The 14,127-nt window shown below is 39.2% G+C and carries 11 protein-coding genes; 6 read left to right on the forward strand and 5 right to left on the reverse strand.

From position 1 onward, the window contains the following. Positions 1–136 precede the first annotated feature (136 nt). Together H5163_RS18620 and H5163_RS18625 are read right to left on the reverse strand one after the other, a co-directional pair. Positions 137–2,155 carry a TonB-dependent siderophore receptor gene (locus H5163_RS18620; protein ID WP_182735716.1) on the reverse strand — a complete coding sequence of 673 codons (2,019 nt, stop codon included), beginning with the start codon at positions 2,153–2,155 and terminating at the stop codon, positions 137–139. 121 nt (positions 2,156–2,276) lie between these two features. Continuing rightward, entirely contained in the window at positions 2,277–3,251 is a 975-nt protein-coding gene (locus H5163_RS18625) for a hypothetical protein (RefSeq protein WP_182735717.1), read from the reverse strand. 232 nt (positions 3,252–3,483) lie between these two features. Between H5163_RS18625 and gss the strand changes: the two genes are divergently transcribed. Continuing rightward, complete coding sequence (gene gss / locus H5163_RS18630; protein WP_145240941.1) at positions 3,484–5,367, forward strand: bifunctional glutathionylspermidine amidase/synthase; 1,884 nt, start codon at positions 3,484–3,486, stop codon at positions 5,365–5,367. A 151-nt stretch (positions 5,368–5,518) separates the two neighbouring features. On the opposite strand, the gene H5163_RS18635 is transcribed toward gss, so the two are convergent. Further along, entirely contained in the window at positions 5,519–5,968 is a 450-nt protein-coding gene (locus H5163_RS18635; protein ID WP_149981764.1) for an Lrp/AsnC family transcriptional regulator, read from the reverse strand. A gap of 100 nt (positions 5,969–6,068) precedes the next feature. Between H5163_RS18635 and H5163_RS18640 the strand changes: the two genes are divergently transcribed. The 3 genes from H5163_RS18640 to H5163_RS18650 all read left to right on the forward strand — a co-directional run bounded on the left by H5163_RS18640 (position 6,069) and on the right by H5163_RS18650 (position 9,528). Beyond that, positions 6,069–6,662 (forward strand): LysE family translocator, encoded by a 594-nt coding sequence (locus tag H5163_RS18640; protein WP_182735718.1) that lies wholly within the window; start codon positions 6,069–6,071, stop codon positions 6,660–6,662. A gap of 220 nt (positions 6,663–6,882) precedes the next feature. After that, positions 6,883–8,871, forward strand: coding sequence for an oleate hydratase (locus H5163_RS18645; protein WP_182735719.1), 1,989 nt, complete (start codon positions 6,883–6,885; stop codon positions 8,869–8,871). A gap of 237 nt (positions 8,872–9,108) precedes the next feature. After that, positions 9,109–9,528, forward strand: a complete 420-nt coding sequence (locus tag H5163_RS18650; protein ID WP_145240773.1) for an HPP family protein — start codon at positions 9,109–9,111, stop codon at positions 9,526–9,528. 84 nt (positions 9,529–9,612) lie between these two features. Here H5163_RS18650 and corA read toward each other — a convergent pair whose 3' ends face one another. Then, complete coding sequence (gene corA, locus H5163_RS18655; protein ID WP_145241796.1) at positions 9,613–10,569, reverse strand: magnesium/cobalt transporter CorA; 957 nt, start codon at positions 10,567–10,569, stop codon at positions 9,613–9,615. A gap of 337 nt (positions 10,570–10,906) precedes the next feature. Here corA and dps point away from each other — a divergent pair, with 337 nt between their 5' ends. Beyond that, positions 10,907–11,431 (forward strand): DNA starvation/stationary phase protection protein Dps, encoded by a 525-nt coding sequence (gene dps, locus H5163_RS18660; RefSeq protein ID WP_145241798.1) that lies wholly within the window; start codon positions 10,907–10,909, stop codon positions 11,429–11,431. Positions 11,432–11,553: 122 nt separating this feature from the next. Here the strand turns inward: dps and H5163_RS18665 are convergent, their stop codons facing one another. Beyond that, positions 11,554–13,221, reverse strand: coding sequence for a methyl-accepting chemotaxis protein (locus H5163_RS18665; RefSeq protein WP_182731128.1), 1,668 nt, complete (start codon positions 13,219–13,221; stop codon positions 11,554–11,556). Between the two features lie 456 nt (positions 13,222–13,677). Here H5163_RS18665 and H5163_RS18670 point away from each other — a divergent pair, with 456 nt between their 5' ends. Further along, positions 13,678–14,043, forward strand: a complete 366-nt coding sequence (locus H5163_RS18670; protein ID WP_145241802.1) for a DUF2237 family protein — start codon at positions 13,678–13,680, stop codon at positions 14,041–14,043. Positions 14,044–14,127: the final 84 nt, after the last annotated feature.

Consider the following 14,127-nt stretch of genomic DNA (forward strand, 5'->3'; position numbering starts at 1 on the left):
GCGCAGGACAAGTGTTGCCCAGGACCATACAAGCAAATTAGCCTTCAACATGGCTATCAGCAAACATTGAATTTAAAAAGCACCTTGATAACCCGCTTTGCATTAACTGTTTTAAATAACCTAGCAGGTCATCCTATTAAAATGACAATGCCACACTCATTTCATAACTTTGTGGCTCTTTCCTTACGTCATAGTAGCTATCTGGCGCATAGGTAGGGTTATAATGCTGTTTATCAAACATATTTTTTACACCAATAGTCCATTGCCACGCACTTTGCTTACTAGGGCGATAACTCAAGTGAGCATCCAAAGTCCAGTAGCTACCTTTATTATCTCGTTGTGCAATTTCTGGCACTTTTACACTGGTATGATAGCTTAGGCTTTGGTTACGCCGACTAAGGTAATTAATTCCCGCATAAAATGAAAATTGCTCATCCTCCATAAACAGCAGCCAATTTAATGTATCTTTTGCCAATGACGCTTGCTCTGAATTAACTCGGGTATAATTAAATGAAGTACTAATGCGGTTAAAGTGAGACCAATCTGCATAATATTGATTATTCCACTCAACTTCATATCCAGGAACGTGTAATTGCTCACTGCTATTTTCGTAAGGCTTACCATTTACAGACTGAATAAACTCACTCAAATAACTGCTAAACCCGCGCAGAGTAATATTATTATTAGCTGAAAAATGATAAACCCACTCACCTTCAAATGTCTCTATTTGTTCAGGATTTAGATTTGGATTTCCTGATATATTATTGTCACTGCGCACTTCATATTGCTGTAAAAAAGTAGGCGCTCGAAAAGCCGTTCCCCATATCAATTTACCAGACCACTGTTCATTACCTTGATAAGTCACAGCAATCCGCGGAGAAGTTTCTGAGCTGAACTCAGGGTAGTCATCAACCCGCACACCAACCGTCAATCCTAAGCGTTGCTCAAAAAATAGTGATTCTTGTTGAAAGTAAATAGCCCGATTATGGCTTGATGGTGTTAAGTCACCATCTCGAATCACCCTTGATTCATACTCATTAACTTCTACCGCGTTTTGTTTTTTTATCGTCTCATGATATTCACCAACTTGACGTTGTTGAAAGGTCAGCCCCACAATAGCATGGTGATTTGGATTAAACGCGTAACTCCACTGACTGCGCACACCATTTGATGTGGAATCCAAGTCTGAGTCAGAATAAAAATCAATATTGCCCTGCAGATCGGTAATCGTACGTTCAAAGTAGCGCTTCACCTTGTAGGTATACAATTGATTTTCTATCGATAATTTATCAAAGCTAAGTTTATTTTGGATGTGCGCACTGAGTGTTTGATAGCGTTGAGATTTATATTGATTTGACGAATAATGAGGATACTCTGTCGTGTAATCATCATAATTTATACCAAATTGCCACTGCTCATTGCGTAAAGACACTCCCAGACTTTTAGCATCAACATTATTATCATGCGTTGATGCAAAACCGTTGCGGTCATATTGTTGAGGATAGCCTTTGCTATCTAAGAGTCGCCCTGACAAAACAAATGTTCCGCCCGCAAACTCTTTCCCCGTATTGATAGTAGCTGATTTACGATCGTAACTGCCAACCCCTGCTGAGATGAGAGTTCGTTCAGGCGCTTTTGCTTTCGTAAAAATAGAAATCAAACCTGAATATGCATCACCACCATATAACGCAGATCCTGGTCCGCGGATAACTTCTATTCGCTCAATATTATTTATTTGTATCTGTTCATCAGGAGACCAGCCTCCAATTAAACCTTCCCGCTGAGGTACGCCATCAATAGTTAACATTACTTTGCTGTTTCGACCTGATGGAATGCCTCGGATCCACACCATGTCTCGGCCATTTCGCCGCGATAGTATTTGTACGCCAGGCAACATTTTCAATATATCTGATAGCGTTCGCGCGCCCATACTTGCAATTTGAGTGGCGTTAACTGAGCTAATAATATTCGGCGCTTGGCTTATCTTTTTTACGGTTTGTGACGGGCTCATAACTTCAATGTTAAGTAGGCTCTCAAGCGGGATCTCAAATAGGTTAGTATCTTGCTCATTACTATATGAAAAACTTGGCAAAGCTGCCAAGCACATAACTAATGAATTAAGCGGCAAATAACGAGTCAAACGTTTAGGCTTCATATCATACTTAATAAAACTAATAACCATAAAAAGGCTAGCTTAATTACCACTATATTGCCACAAGACAACACCAAGTTTTTACTCTAGTTGATTAATTTTTTTGAAATTAATAGCAAAACAACTATAAGAATAAATGCGCAGGAAGGTACACTTCTTGGCGCAGCAACTCTCGTCCTTGTTTAAGTGCATTGTTATACGAAGGTTTATTATCAGCATGAATGTAACCAAAGAAAAATTCAAAACCTTGCATATGCTGTTGATAATATAAACGCTGCATTGGGGATGCAAAGCCCTGTCCTCTAAATTGCCCAGTAATAAAAATATCACTGATTAGTAAACCGTTAAACCCTAGCTCATCGCTCGACTCAGCCATTATCATACCCAGTGGCTTGCCTCTATAAAACGCCGCGCTGCACAATCCGGCTGCAATAGCTTCGCTGATATCGTCTTTTTCGCTAATTGGTACTATTGTTGCCATTTCAGGATGCTGCATTAAAAACTGAGTATAGTCACGCTCATACCAAGGCCAATCTTTATCAAGTTCAAACGGCTGCAATGCAATATCTGCACAGAGTAATTCATCAACAGTCAGTTTAGGATCTTGTGCTGCTAACAATGAATCAACAGCGCGGCTACCGGCCAAACTTAGCAGTTGTTTGGCTGGTATTGATCCTGGTGCTGGCCATACACAAATATATCTAGGCGTACACCAGCAAAATACCTTACTAATATAGCGGACCAGCTGTGCAAGTAATGGTTCTGATAACGGATGCTCACTAAACACTTCAAACATAGTCTCGTCATCATCATTACGACAAACACTGACTATAAATAAGCTACCATCATCAGCTTCTACAACTTGCGCGTATAGATCATCATCTGGCACGCTGTCACTAATTGCCCGCCTTTGACGAAGCTCGGCAAAATGCTCTGCATTACAATCTTCATTCAGCGCAAGTAAGTCTTCACACTCTTTAGCGATTGCTTTTTCAGTATCTAAACCTATAATTTTATTTAAATTATAAGTTTTTAAAACTCCCTGACCTAAGCGACGTAAACATTTTTCATCAATTTTATATAATGGATAATGACGCATAACTTCCCTTTAATGACTGTTTTTAGTTAATATGGGGACAATAAAGACGTAAATCAACTAAATGATAATTAAGTGATTAATGAGCTCTTTGTAATACGCAATAACGGTTGGTCTATGCATCTAGCAGCAACATATAAAATGCCTGAAAGATTATATTTATTATCTTGCTATCGGCCTTATTCACTCCTATAGTCTGCAAATTATCACTCCTTAATTTTGAATTACTTTGTCTATTAAATCCCGCGTTCCTGTCAGTCAGTTTGGTGAATTATTAGGTTATGCGCCTGGTAATGTTGCTGTTTATTCGTCTGATTACGATACAGCTGACGAAACAATTTATCCTAACCGTAGCGCCTATCGTAGTTACCTCGATGGTATTTACATGGGCTATAAATGGCAATGTGTTGAATTTGCGCGACGCTGGATGTATCTCAATCATGGCTATATTTTTGATGATGTTGCAATGGCTTACGATATTTTTGAGCTACGCTCAGTGCGTGACATAAACAATCAAACCAGGTTGCCTTTACAAGCATTTCGTAATGGTGCAAAACACCACCCAGTGGTAGGAAGTTTACTCATTTGGGAAGAAGGCGGTGAATTTGAAGAAACTGGCCATGTTGCGGTGGTGGTTGAAGTACATCAGGATAAAATTCGTCTTGCTGAACAAAACGTGGCCCATCAGCTATGGCCGCAAGATCAACAGTGGTGTCGCGAACTCAAAGCGAAAGTCACAAAAGAAGGTGACTACTGGATTGAGTGCTCTTACAGTGACGCCACTATTTTAGGCTGGATGACACAAACTGAGTACAGCGAATTTAGTGAACCTACGCCTGAAATAAACACTGATCTGTTTGCCATAAAAGCCCAATATGCAACTGATTATGGGCAAGCCACTAAGTCATGGCTTAACATTGCCAATGACGATGAAGCAGCCTACGTAGAAATGATGCAAGGGCATAAATTGACTTCAGTTAATGCTGATCAACATCATTATTTTACAATTTCAAAAACCGCTCAACAAACTATTGAACATGCTACCAATGAATTACATGGCTTGTTTATGCATGCAACAGACTATGTACTGCAGCATCCTGAGCTATTAAAAAAGTTTAATTTACCCGATGCGGTGCTCAATAAGATTCGCCAATCATGGGATAATCGCTTAAATCAACTGATCACCAGTCGATTTGATTTTGCATTAACTCCCGCAGGCTTGAAAGTCTATGAATACAACTGCGATTCAGCATCGTGCTATATGGAAAGTGGCAAAGTACAAGGTAAATGGGCCAAACACTTTGGTGTTAAAACGGGTATTGATGCCGGCCATGATTTATTTAAAGATTTAGTAAGGGCATGGCGAAAAAGTGAAGTAAACGGCCTTGTCCATATATTGCAAGATGATGAGCCAGAAGAACATTACCATGCATTGTTTATGAAAGAAGCTATTGAAGCCGCTGGTTTTGAGTGCAAAGTAATCATTGGTTTGACTGATTTACACTGGGACGCAGCGGGTAATATTGTTGACGCTGATGGCGAAAAACTCAGTTACGTTTGGAAAACATGGTCATGGGAAACCGCTCTTGATCAAATAAGACTAGAGTGTGAGGCTGATCAATCCCAAAGCGATGATTTTGAGCCGCACTGGCAATCTGGTAAAACCCCACGTTTGGTCGATGTATTACTTCGTAAAAATGTGATGGTTTTTGAGCCGCTGTGGACATTAATACCCAGTAATAAAGCAATTTTGCCAGTACTGTGGAGTTTATTTCCAAATCATCCGTTTTTACTCAATACTGCATTTGATTTAAATGATGAACTATTGCAAACAGGCTATGTCGTTAAACCGATTGTTGGTCGATGCGGTGCAAATATTCAACTCGTTGATGAACAACAACACGTAATAGAAAAAACAACGGGTCATTTTGCCTCTCAAGAGCAAATATACCAGCAGTTATTTGCCCTTCCTAAAGTAGCTGATTACTTTGTGCAAATATGTAGTTTTACCGCAGCAGGTAAATACGCTGGTGCTGGCGTACGCGTTGATAAAAGCATGATTATAAACGGCCACAGCGATTGTATGGCACTGCGTATCAGCGATGATAGTTACTTTTAATTAAACGTGCTTTAACCTCAATTTTGAGCGCATATCAAACCCAACAAGTAGCCTGTTTACTGCTACTTGTTGGGTAAATAAAGTGACATAAACCACCAAGCAAGGACTCAGCATAAAATTAAAAGTGGCATCGCACCGTTGGCGCTAGCATTTACGCCCGCTCATCTTTTGGTGAGTCCATCACTACATGCGAAGTGATCGTTCGTACCTGTGGGATTGATCCTAAAACATCAGCATGGAATGCTTTATAAGACTTAATATCAGCGGTTTCTACTCTAAGTAAATATTCAAATGCTCCTGTGACATTATGGCACTCTTTAACTTCATCAATAAACTCAAGTGCTTGTTCAAAAGCTCGTTGTGATTTCGTAGAGTGCTCATTTAAACCCACCCCCACATACGCGACAAAACCAAGTCCAAACGCTTGATTATTAATAACTGCTCGGTAGCCTTTGATCACACCTGCTTTTTCTAACTCTTGTACACGGCGCAAGCATGCTGATGGGGATAAACCAACCAAATCAGCAAGTTCAGCGTTGGCAATTCGACCACTGCGCTTTAATTCTTGCAATATCCTGTCGTTAATTCGATCTTTTTTCATATTAAGTTGCTAAAGTAAATTTATAATAGATTAATAAGCGCAAAAATTGCGAGCCATACAAAATATAATTGCACAATCATTATCAACTGAGCAACTATAAATGAATATTGAATTGGTATCAGCATTAGCATTATTTGCACTTGTATCTTCCATCACCCCAGGTCCTAACAACCTGATGTTAATGAACTCAGGCGCTAACTTTGGTTTTAAACGTTCATTGCCACATTTACTCGGCGTAACAATTGGCTTTGTGATCATGCTCGTATTGGTTGGTTTAGGTGTCATGCAATTGTTTGACTTTTTTCCATGGAGTTACCAGCTATTAAAAGTGCTTTGCATGGCTTATTTGCTTTATCTTGCTTATAAAATTGCCAGTAATAAAACTCCTATCGGTTCTAAAAATAGCGATACTAGACCTTTTTCTTTTGTACAAGCATCTTTATTTCAATGGGTTAACCCGAAAGCCTGGACTATGGCATTAAGTGCAGTAAGTGTTTATGCCCCATCCAAAGGAATTGGCGCAGTGGTACTTGTAGGCCTTATTTTCGGTATAGTTAATTTACCCTGTGTCTGCTCATGGACGTTAGTCGGACAAAGGCTACAAGTATGGCTAAAAGATCGCAAGCGCCTACAAGCATTCAATATTTTTATGGCTGTATTGTTAGTCGCCTCGGTACTTTTTAGTATGCTGTGAGTAATAAAACAAATAAACGCCTTAACAATGGCAACTTGGTTAAGTTGCCATTGTTAACCTCAATTTCGGATAACAAATCAATTTCCAGCAGCTAACTTATAAACCCCTCGCGAACTAAAACTTTGATCTACTGCAACATGACTATGCTTGCCTCGTGCAATTATGGAGAGACTTGCAAACAGTACTGACACTTATCTATATTCATGAAAAGGGATGGCTAATGACGAATAAAGCAATAGCGAAGTTTAATATTTCTGCAACCGCAGCAAGTAATTTCCAACATGAAGCTGACGCAACGGCTGATTTTTGGAGCAATAAACCACTTAATACCTTGCCCCCTCATGATTTTATTGCTCCTTATGCACGTCATAAAACGCTGCCTACACCCGGTATAGAAAAACGTAATGCTTGGATCATTGGTGGAGGTATTGGTGGCCTAGCAGCGGCATTTTATCTTATTCGTGATGGCCATATGAGCGCTGAAAATATTACCATTTTGGAAGAAATGGATATTGAAGGCGGTTCAATGGATGGCGCGGGTAACCCTGAAGACGGCTATATTATTCGTGGTGGCCGTGAAATGAACTGGAATTACGACACCTTGTGGGATCTGTTTCAAGACGTTCCCGCTGTTGAACTGCCCGAAGGCTATTCTGTGCTTGATGAGTACCGTTTAATTAATGATAACGACGCTAATTACTCACAAGCCCGTTTAATAAATAAATGCGGTGAGATACTCGATGCAAGTGACTTTGGCCTGAATAAAGCCCAGCAATGGGAGCTGATCCGTTTAATGCTCAAGCGCAAAGAAGAGCTTGACGATCTCAGCATTGAAGACTATTTCAGCAAAGGTTTTTTACAAAGCAATTTTTGGTTTTTATTTCGTACTATGTTTGCCTTTAAAAATTGTCATAGCTTGTTAGAAACTAAACTGTATTTGCATCGCTTTCTTGATTCTATTGATGGCTTTGCCGACATGTCTGTTTTACTTTTTCCTAAATATAATCAATACGATACCTTTATTAAACCGCTTGCTAATTTATTACGAGACAAAGGCGTAAATTTTCAATTTGCAAGCCGTGTAAACGATCTGGATATAACATTTACTGGTAATAAAAAAACCGTAACGGGGATCCATGCCACTGTAAAAGGTGAAGCACAGCATATTAACGTTGCTTCAGACGATTTAGTTTATGCACTAACGGGTTCAATGACAGAGCATACAGCTTATGGCGACATGCAAAATGTACCCGAACTGAACTGTGAAAAACATGATCCCGGCGAAAATAGCGGGTGGAATTTATGGAAAAACCTCGCGAAGAAATCAGCTGTTTTTGGTAAACCCGAAAAATTTTATGGCGATATTGATAAGTCTATGTGGGAGTCAGCCACACTGACTTGCAAGCCATCCCCACTTATAGATAAGCTAAAGACATTATCAGTAAACGATCCTTACTCTGGTCGCACGGTAACTGGCGGCATTATTACTTTTACAGACTCTAACTGGCTATTGAGTGTAACGTGTAACCGCCAACCTCATTTTCCAGATCAACCCGATGATACGTTAGTACTTTGGGTCTATGGTTTATTAATGGACAAACAAGGTAATCGTATCGTTAAAACAATGCCACAATGTAGCGGTGAAGAAATAATTACGGAGCTTTGCTACCATTTGGGCATTGAACAGCAGCTTGATGAAATCATTGCCAATACCAAGATACGTACAGCGCTAATGCCTTATATCACAGCTCAATTTATGACTCGTGCAGCTGGTGACAGACCCACCTCAGTTCCTGAAGGTTGTACAAACTTAGGTTTGATTGGTCAATTTGTTGAAACCCACAACGATATTATATTCACGATGGAAGCCTCTATTCGTACAGCACGTATTGGGGTATATAAGTTACTTAATATCCCTAAACAAGTGCCCGACATTAGCCCAACCCAATATGATATTCGTAACCTAATTAAAGGAGCTAGAGCGCTCAACAGCGGCAAGCCCTTTATTGGCGAGCGGTTATTACACCGCCTGCTTGATAAAACCTACTTTGCTCATATTTTACCGCCATTACCAGAGCCAAGTAGTAAAGAACAAACCCATTTTGAAGCAGAAATGCATGAGCTACTGGGCAAAGGCAACTCGGCGATACATAAATTTTCAAACTGGGTTGGTACACTAAGGGATAATTTTTCGCATAAAGATAAATAATCTGAGCTTCGGAGAGTAAATATATCTCCAGTGGCTATAAATCTAAACCAGCTGATGACCAAGCTAAAAACTATTCCTATACAAAAAACCAAAGCCTTAATCTTGATAAAGTGCAATAAGAAAAAATAAGGCTAGAATGATTAATAATATGAGCTCTGGATAATCCATCTATCTCCAGTAGCTATTTTAGTAAACCTTTTAACCAAAGTTCTAGTTAGTGATTTCACGGGAGCCAAAATGAGCCAAACAGTTGCAGATTTAATGACATCAGATCCATTTGCCGTAAGTGCAGAAAACACCCTACACGACGCACATAATCTAATGAAGGAAAAAAATATCCGCCATATTCCGGTAATTGATAACAATGGCGAACTAGTGGGTATGTTGACACAAAAAATCATGATTGCCCAAGTGATGAATATTATGGCTAATTACAGTCCTAGCGCACTTGAACGAAAGGAAAAACAAACGAAAATACACACTATTATGGCAACCGATTTTGCCACTGTACTAGCAACCCAACCACTGCAAGATGTTGCTCGGTTTTTTGTTGATAACCGCCATGGTTGCATGCCTGTGATCACTGAAAAAAATAAACTCGTGGGTATACTTACCTCGTCCGACTTTGTGCGCCTAGCGGCCGCTTTATTATCTTAATGCAAGGTGATAATAAGACCGCTATCCGTATAAAATGAATATAAACTCGTATAATAGTGTATGCCAAGTAGTCATTGGCACACACTACAGCCAGCCTTTGTGTTTAAAAAATAAATAAGGGGCAAAGCCCGATAGCAACATAATGCCAATTGCAAATGGGTAACCCCATTCCCATTGCAGCTCAGGCATTATATTAAAGTTCATCCCATATACACTGGCTACTACGGTAGGTGGTAAAAAAACCACCGAAGCAATAGAGAAGGTTTTGATAATTTGATTTTGTTCAATGTTAATAAAACCTTGTGTTGAATCCATCAAAAAGTTCACCTTATCAAACAAAAAGGTACAGTGAGACATTAGCGTATCTATATCAAGTACAATTTCTCGTAGTGATTCGCGATCCTCATTTTGTACACCTAAACGACGTATTAAAAACGAAATATTGCGCCGCGTATCCATTAAACACAAACGCACTTTCCCATTCGCATCCTCTAAACGCGCGATACGACTAACCGCTTCTTCTAGATCAGAGTCATCTTCTTCTAGTACATATGCACTGAGCTTCTCTAACTGATGATGCATATCCTCGAGCATATCAGCATGGTTTTCGACTTTTTGATCGAATAATGTAACCAATAACTGTTTTGGCGTATCACACATTACTTGACCTTTACGTGCTCTTAAGCGTAACAATCGAAAGTCAGCCAGCTCGTCATCGCGAATGGTCAGCAAACAGTTATCCTGTAGTAAACAGGCAACTGTTACCGTATTAAAACGTCCTTCATTGGGCGACATAAACAATGCATGCACATGCAAGCCTTCATTGTCGATAAAACATCGCGATGAAGCTTCAATCTCTTGCACATCCCCTGACTCAGGAAAAGTTATATTGAGCGTTTTTGCGAGCGTATTTCGCTCATCTTCCGTTGGGTTGATTGTGTCAATCCAGTGTGCATTTCTGATTGATACTTCAAGAGAGGTATCGGATGAAGGCTCTAACTCTTTGATCACCCCCTGCTCGATAGAAAAAAATCTCAACATGCACTTCTCCTTTAATAACAAGATGAGTTGAGTATATGTAAGTGATGATTAATCAACAATGACAATACACTCCTGCATCTCAGTTATTATTAATAGTAAGCAATTCGCTAACACGTAACAGCACCTTTTGTTTTGCAGATTTTACAAAAAAGTGCATATTTTTCATGGCATATCAAAGAAAGCTTTCATCCCCCTCCTTTGAAAAAAATACAAAACATTAAATATCAGCAACTTAAAAAATAATTTTTATCGGCACAACCATTGCTTTATATAAACTAACGCATGTTCATAGACTTTATTAGACGCTGTGAACATTCCTTATAAATCAGGAGGAATAATGAGTAACAATAACGAAACAAACAAAATCGCTGAATTTACTGCCCCAGGTATGAATGAAGAATCTGCAAAAAATACCATTGCTACACTTGATAACCGCATGGTCGCACTGATCGATTTACAATTGACTCTAAAACATATTCATTGGAATGTAGTTGGCCCAAATTTTATTGGCGTGCATGAAATGCTCGACCCTCAGGTTGAAGTGATCAGAGCAATGACCGACACCATCGCCGAGCGAATCGCTACGTTGGGCGGAGTTCCAGTTGGTACTCCAAAATCGATAGTTGATCGTCGTTCATGGCAAGATTACTCAATTGGTAAGGGCTTGGTAAAAGATCACTTAGTTGCGCTTGATAAAGTATATAATGGGATTAATGGCGATCACCGAAGTGCGATTGGCAAGCTATCAGAGCTCGATCCGGTATCTGAGGATATGCTAATTAGCCAACTTGCCGATTTAGAACAGTTTCAATGGTTTGTGCGTGCACACTTAGAGTCGTCAACGGGCAAACTCAGCAGCTAATCTAGCGGTTTTGTGTTCAGTTTAAACTGACTAATTTATATTTAAAGTCAAAGATCGGGCTATTTAAAGCCTGATCTTTATTTATTACTGATCAACAATAATATCGCCACTTTTTGTTTATATTAGATCTTAAACTGACCTACTAAATTGCCTAAACTCTCCCCTCGACCAGCTAAGTGATGACTAACTGATGAGGTTGTTTTAATTGAACGTGTTAGCTCATTAACGATTTCTTGAATCGCAAAAACGTTACGGTTAATTTCCTCAGTTACACTACTTTGCTCTGTGGCAGCTGTAGCTATTTGCGTGCTCATATCGTTAATTGTGGTAACCGAGCTGGTTACCGCCCCTAAACTTTCAGAAATTGCGCGAGATGACTCAACTGAGCGATTGCAGCTTTGCTGGCTTGCCAACATTGCCTTTACCGCTGCTGTGACTAGCGTATGTAACTCATTAAGCATTTCATTAATCTCTAACGTGCTCTCTTGTGTACGACTGGCTAAACTTCTCACTTCATCAGCTACAACCGCAAAACCACGGCCTTGCTCGCCAGCCCTTGCAGCTTCAATAGCCGCATTAAGGGCCAATAAGTTAGTTTGCTCAGCAATGCCACCGATAACACTTAATACACTGTTAATTTTTTTAGATTGTTCACTTAATGAATTAACCTGTTCAGCAGCTTGATTAATCTCACTCATTAAATTTGAAACTTCTTCTAAAGAAACATCTACACATTTTTGAGCATTGGCAACATCTTGCGTGGCTGACTGGGTTGATACCGCCACTTGTGTGGTATTTTGCGCGACTTCCTGAGATGTTGCTGACATTTCGGTGATCGCCGTTGCTACCAGCTCAGTTTCATGATTATGGTTTACTAACTGATTTTCAATTAACTGTGTTTGTGTATTGATATCATTTGATGAATCTTTTACATCACGAGTTACATCTGCCACATTGGTGATAATGCTATGTAGTTTACTAACAAACACATTAAATGAATTACCCAATTGACCAATTTCATCGTTACTATGCACTTCTAAGCGCTTAGTCAGATCACCTTCGCCTTTTGCTATATCATCTAAGTTTTGCACCATATTTTGGATAGGCTTTACCATATTGTTTGCCGCAATTAAGGCAAAAAACACCGTCAACATCACCCAAAATAATGCAATTAATAACAGGGTCGTTACTTTTTCATTCATATGAGCTTGTATTGTTGCTTGGTACTTTGTTAGCTCAGCTTCAATATCATCCATATAAGCGCCCGTTCCTAGCATCCAATCTGTACCAGGAACCATCGCTGCATAACCCATTTTTTCAACTAACCCCGTTGTATTAGGCTTTTGAAAATCATAATAAAAAGCACCGCCACCTTGTCTTGCTTGCTCAAGTAATCCAACAATTATTTTTTTACCATTGGGATCGGTCATGGCTATTTTATTTTGCCCTTCAATTGCATCACCCAATAGAGCATGGAAAATACTAACGCCTTTTGTATCATAGATAAAAAAGTAACCATCTTTGCCAAAAGTGAGATCTCGCAATGCATTTTTTGCATCTTCTTTAGTCCCCTTGGCTAGTTCGTAATTAATTATTTGACGGCCTATCTCAACCTCAGTTGCTAATAAACTTTCTTTGTCAGCAATTAATTTTGTTTTAAACGATACAAAATTTTGCTGCTGATTTTGATACTCTAAATAATATGAGCTGGCCATTAAACTAATTAAAAGCAGCGTGAGCGGCAAAATAGCTAATAGCAACAGCTTGTTTTTCAGACTTAGATTACTCATTTTTCCTCACGTGTAACAATGTAAAGCTCCATGGTATTGATACATCGAGAGCTTATAAAAACTGTAATTATACTGCCAATTACAATTAAGTGTTTATTTGAAATCAGAAGCTATTCAAATACCATATTCACATATATATAGATTCTGGATATAAGACAAACGTATAGTAGCTGCAAGTTACCATAATAAATTTTTACTAGTACAGTAAACGTAAAAATTGCAAGCCAACAAAAACACAATTGCACAATAATTACACAACACGCAACTATAAATGAATATTGAACTGATTTTGGCCTCGCCATTAGTTTGATGAACTGACGTTTAATATTTTTAATGGCTATGTTATTTGTGATCTCCATGCTATCTATCAATATTAAGCTTTTCATCCACCACGTTTTCACATAGTCTGAAAGCAGACTGAATGTAAAACAATACAAATTATAACAAGGTAGTTTTATGAGCAATCAATTAAATGTATTAGGTACGCGCTTGCATTTGTGCTGCGGGAATACAGGCTACACTCGAGAAGGGTTTTGCTATGTCCCTGCATCTGATTTTGGTAACCACAGTGTATGTGCCATCATGACTGAAGAATTCTTACAGTTTTCAAAAGCACAAGGCAATGACTTGATAACGCCTAATCCAATGTACGATTTTGCAGGCCTAAAGGCTGGTGATAAATGGTGTTTATGTGCCGTGCGCTGGCACCATGCGGTTGCTGAAAACGTAGCTCCGCCGGTTATACTTGAGGCCACCCATGAAAAATCGTTACAAGTAGTCTCTCTTGAAGTATTAAAGGCTCACCAATACTCTGCACGTTAAAAGTTTCCAATAGGCATTTACACACTCTAAGATAAAGCCATTGCGCTGGTTTTATCTTATTCACCATCTAGTATGATATTAGCA

It is taken from the genome of Pseudoalteromonas sp. SG44-8 (assembly GCF_014164125.1).
Taxonomy (GTDB): domain Bacteria; phylum Pseudomonadota; class Gammaproteobacteria; order Enterobacterales; family Alteromonadaceae; genus Pseudoalteromonas; species Pseudoalteromonas rhizosphaerae.

Excerpts from the sequence above, each read along its gene's own strand:
- H5163_RS18620 (WP_182735716.1), bottom strand. The coding sequence starts at position 2,155 with ATGAAGCCTAAACGTTTGACTCGTTATTTGCCGCTTAATTCATTAGTT.
- H5163_RS18625 (WP_182735717.1), bottom strand. The coding sequence starts at position 3,251 with ATGCGTCATTATCCATTATATAAAATTGATGAAAAATGTTTACGTCGC.
- H5163_RS18635 (WP_149981764.1), bottom strand. The coding sequence starts at position 5,968 with ATGAAAAAAGATCGAATTAACGACAGGATATTGCAAGAATTAAAGCGC.
- H5163_RS18640 (WP_182735718.1), top strand. The coding sequence starts at position 6,069 with ATGAATATTGAATTGGTATCAGCATTAGCATTATTTGCACTTGTATCT.
- H5163_RS18645 (WP_182735719.1), top strand. The coding sequence starts at position 6,883 with ATGACGAATAAAGCAATAGCGAAGTTTAATATTTCTGCAACCGCAGCA.
- H5163_RS18650 (WP_145240773.1), top strand. The coding sequence starts at position 9,109 with ATGAGCCAAACAGTTGCAGATTTAATGACATCAGATCCATTTGCCGTA.
- corA (WP_145241796.1), bottom strand. The coding sequence starts at position 10,569 with ATGTTGAGATTTTTTTCTATCGAGCAGGGGGTGATCAAAGAGTTAGAG.
- dps (WP_145241798.1), top strand. The coding sequence starts at position 10,907 with ATGAGTAACAATAACGAAACAAACAAAATCGCTGAATTTACTGCCCCA.
- H5163_RS18665 (WP_182731128.1), bottom strand. The coding sequence starts at position 13,221 with ATGAGTAATCTAAGTCTGAAAAACAAGCTGTTGCTATTAGCTATTTTG.
- H5163_RS18670 (WP_145241802.1), top strand. The coding sequence starts at position 13,678 with ATGAGCAATCAATTAAATGTATTAGGTACGCGCTTGCATTTGTGCTGC.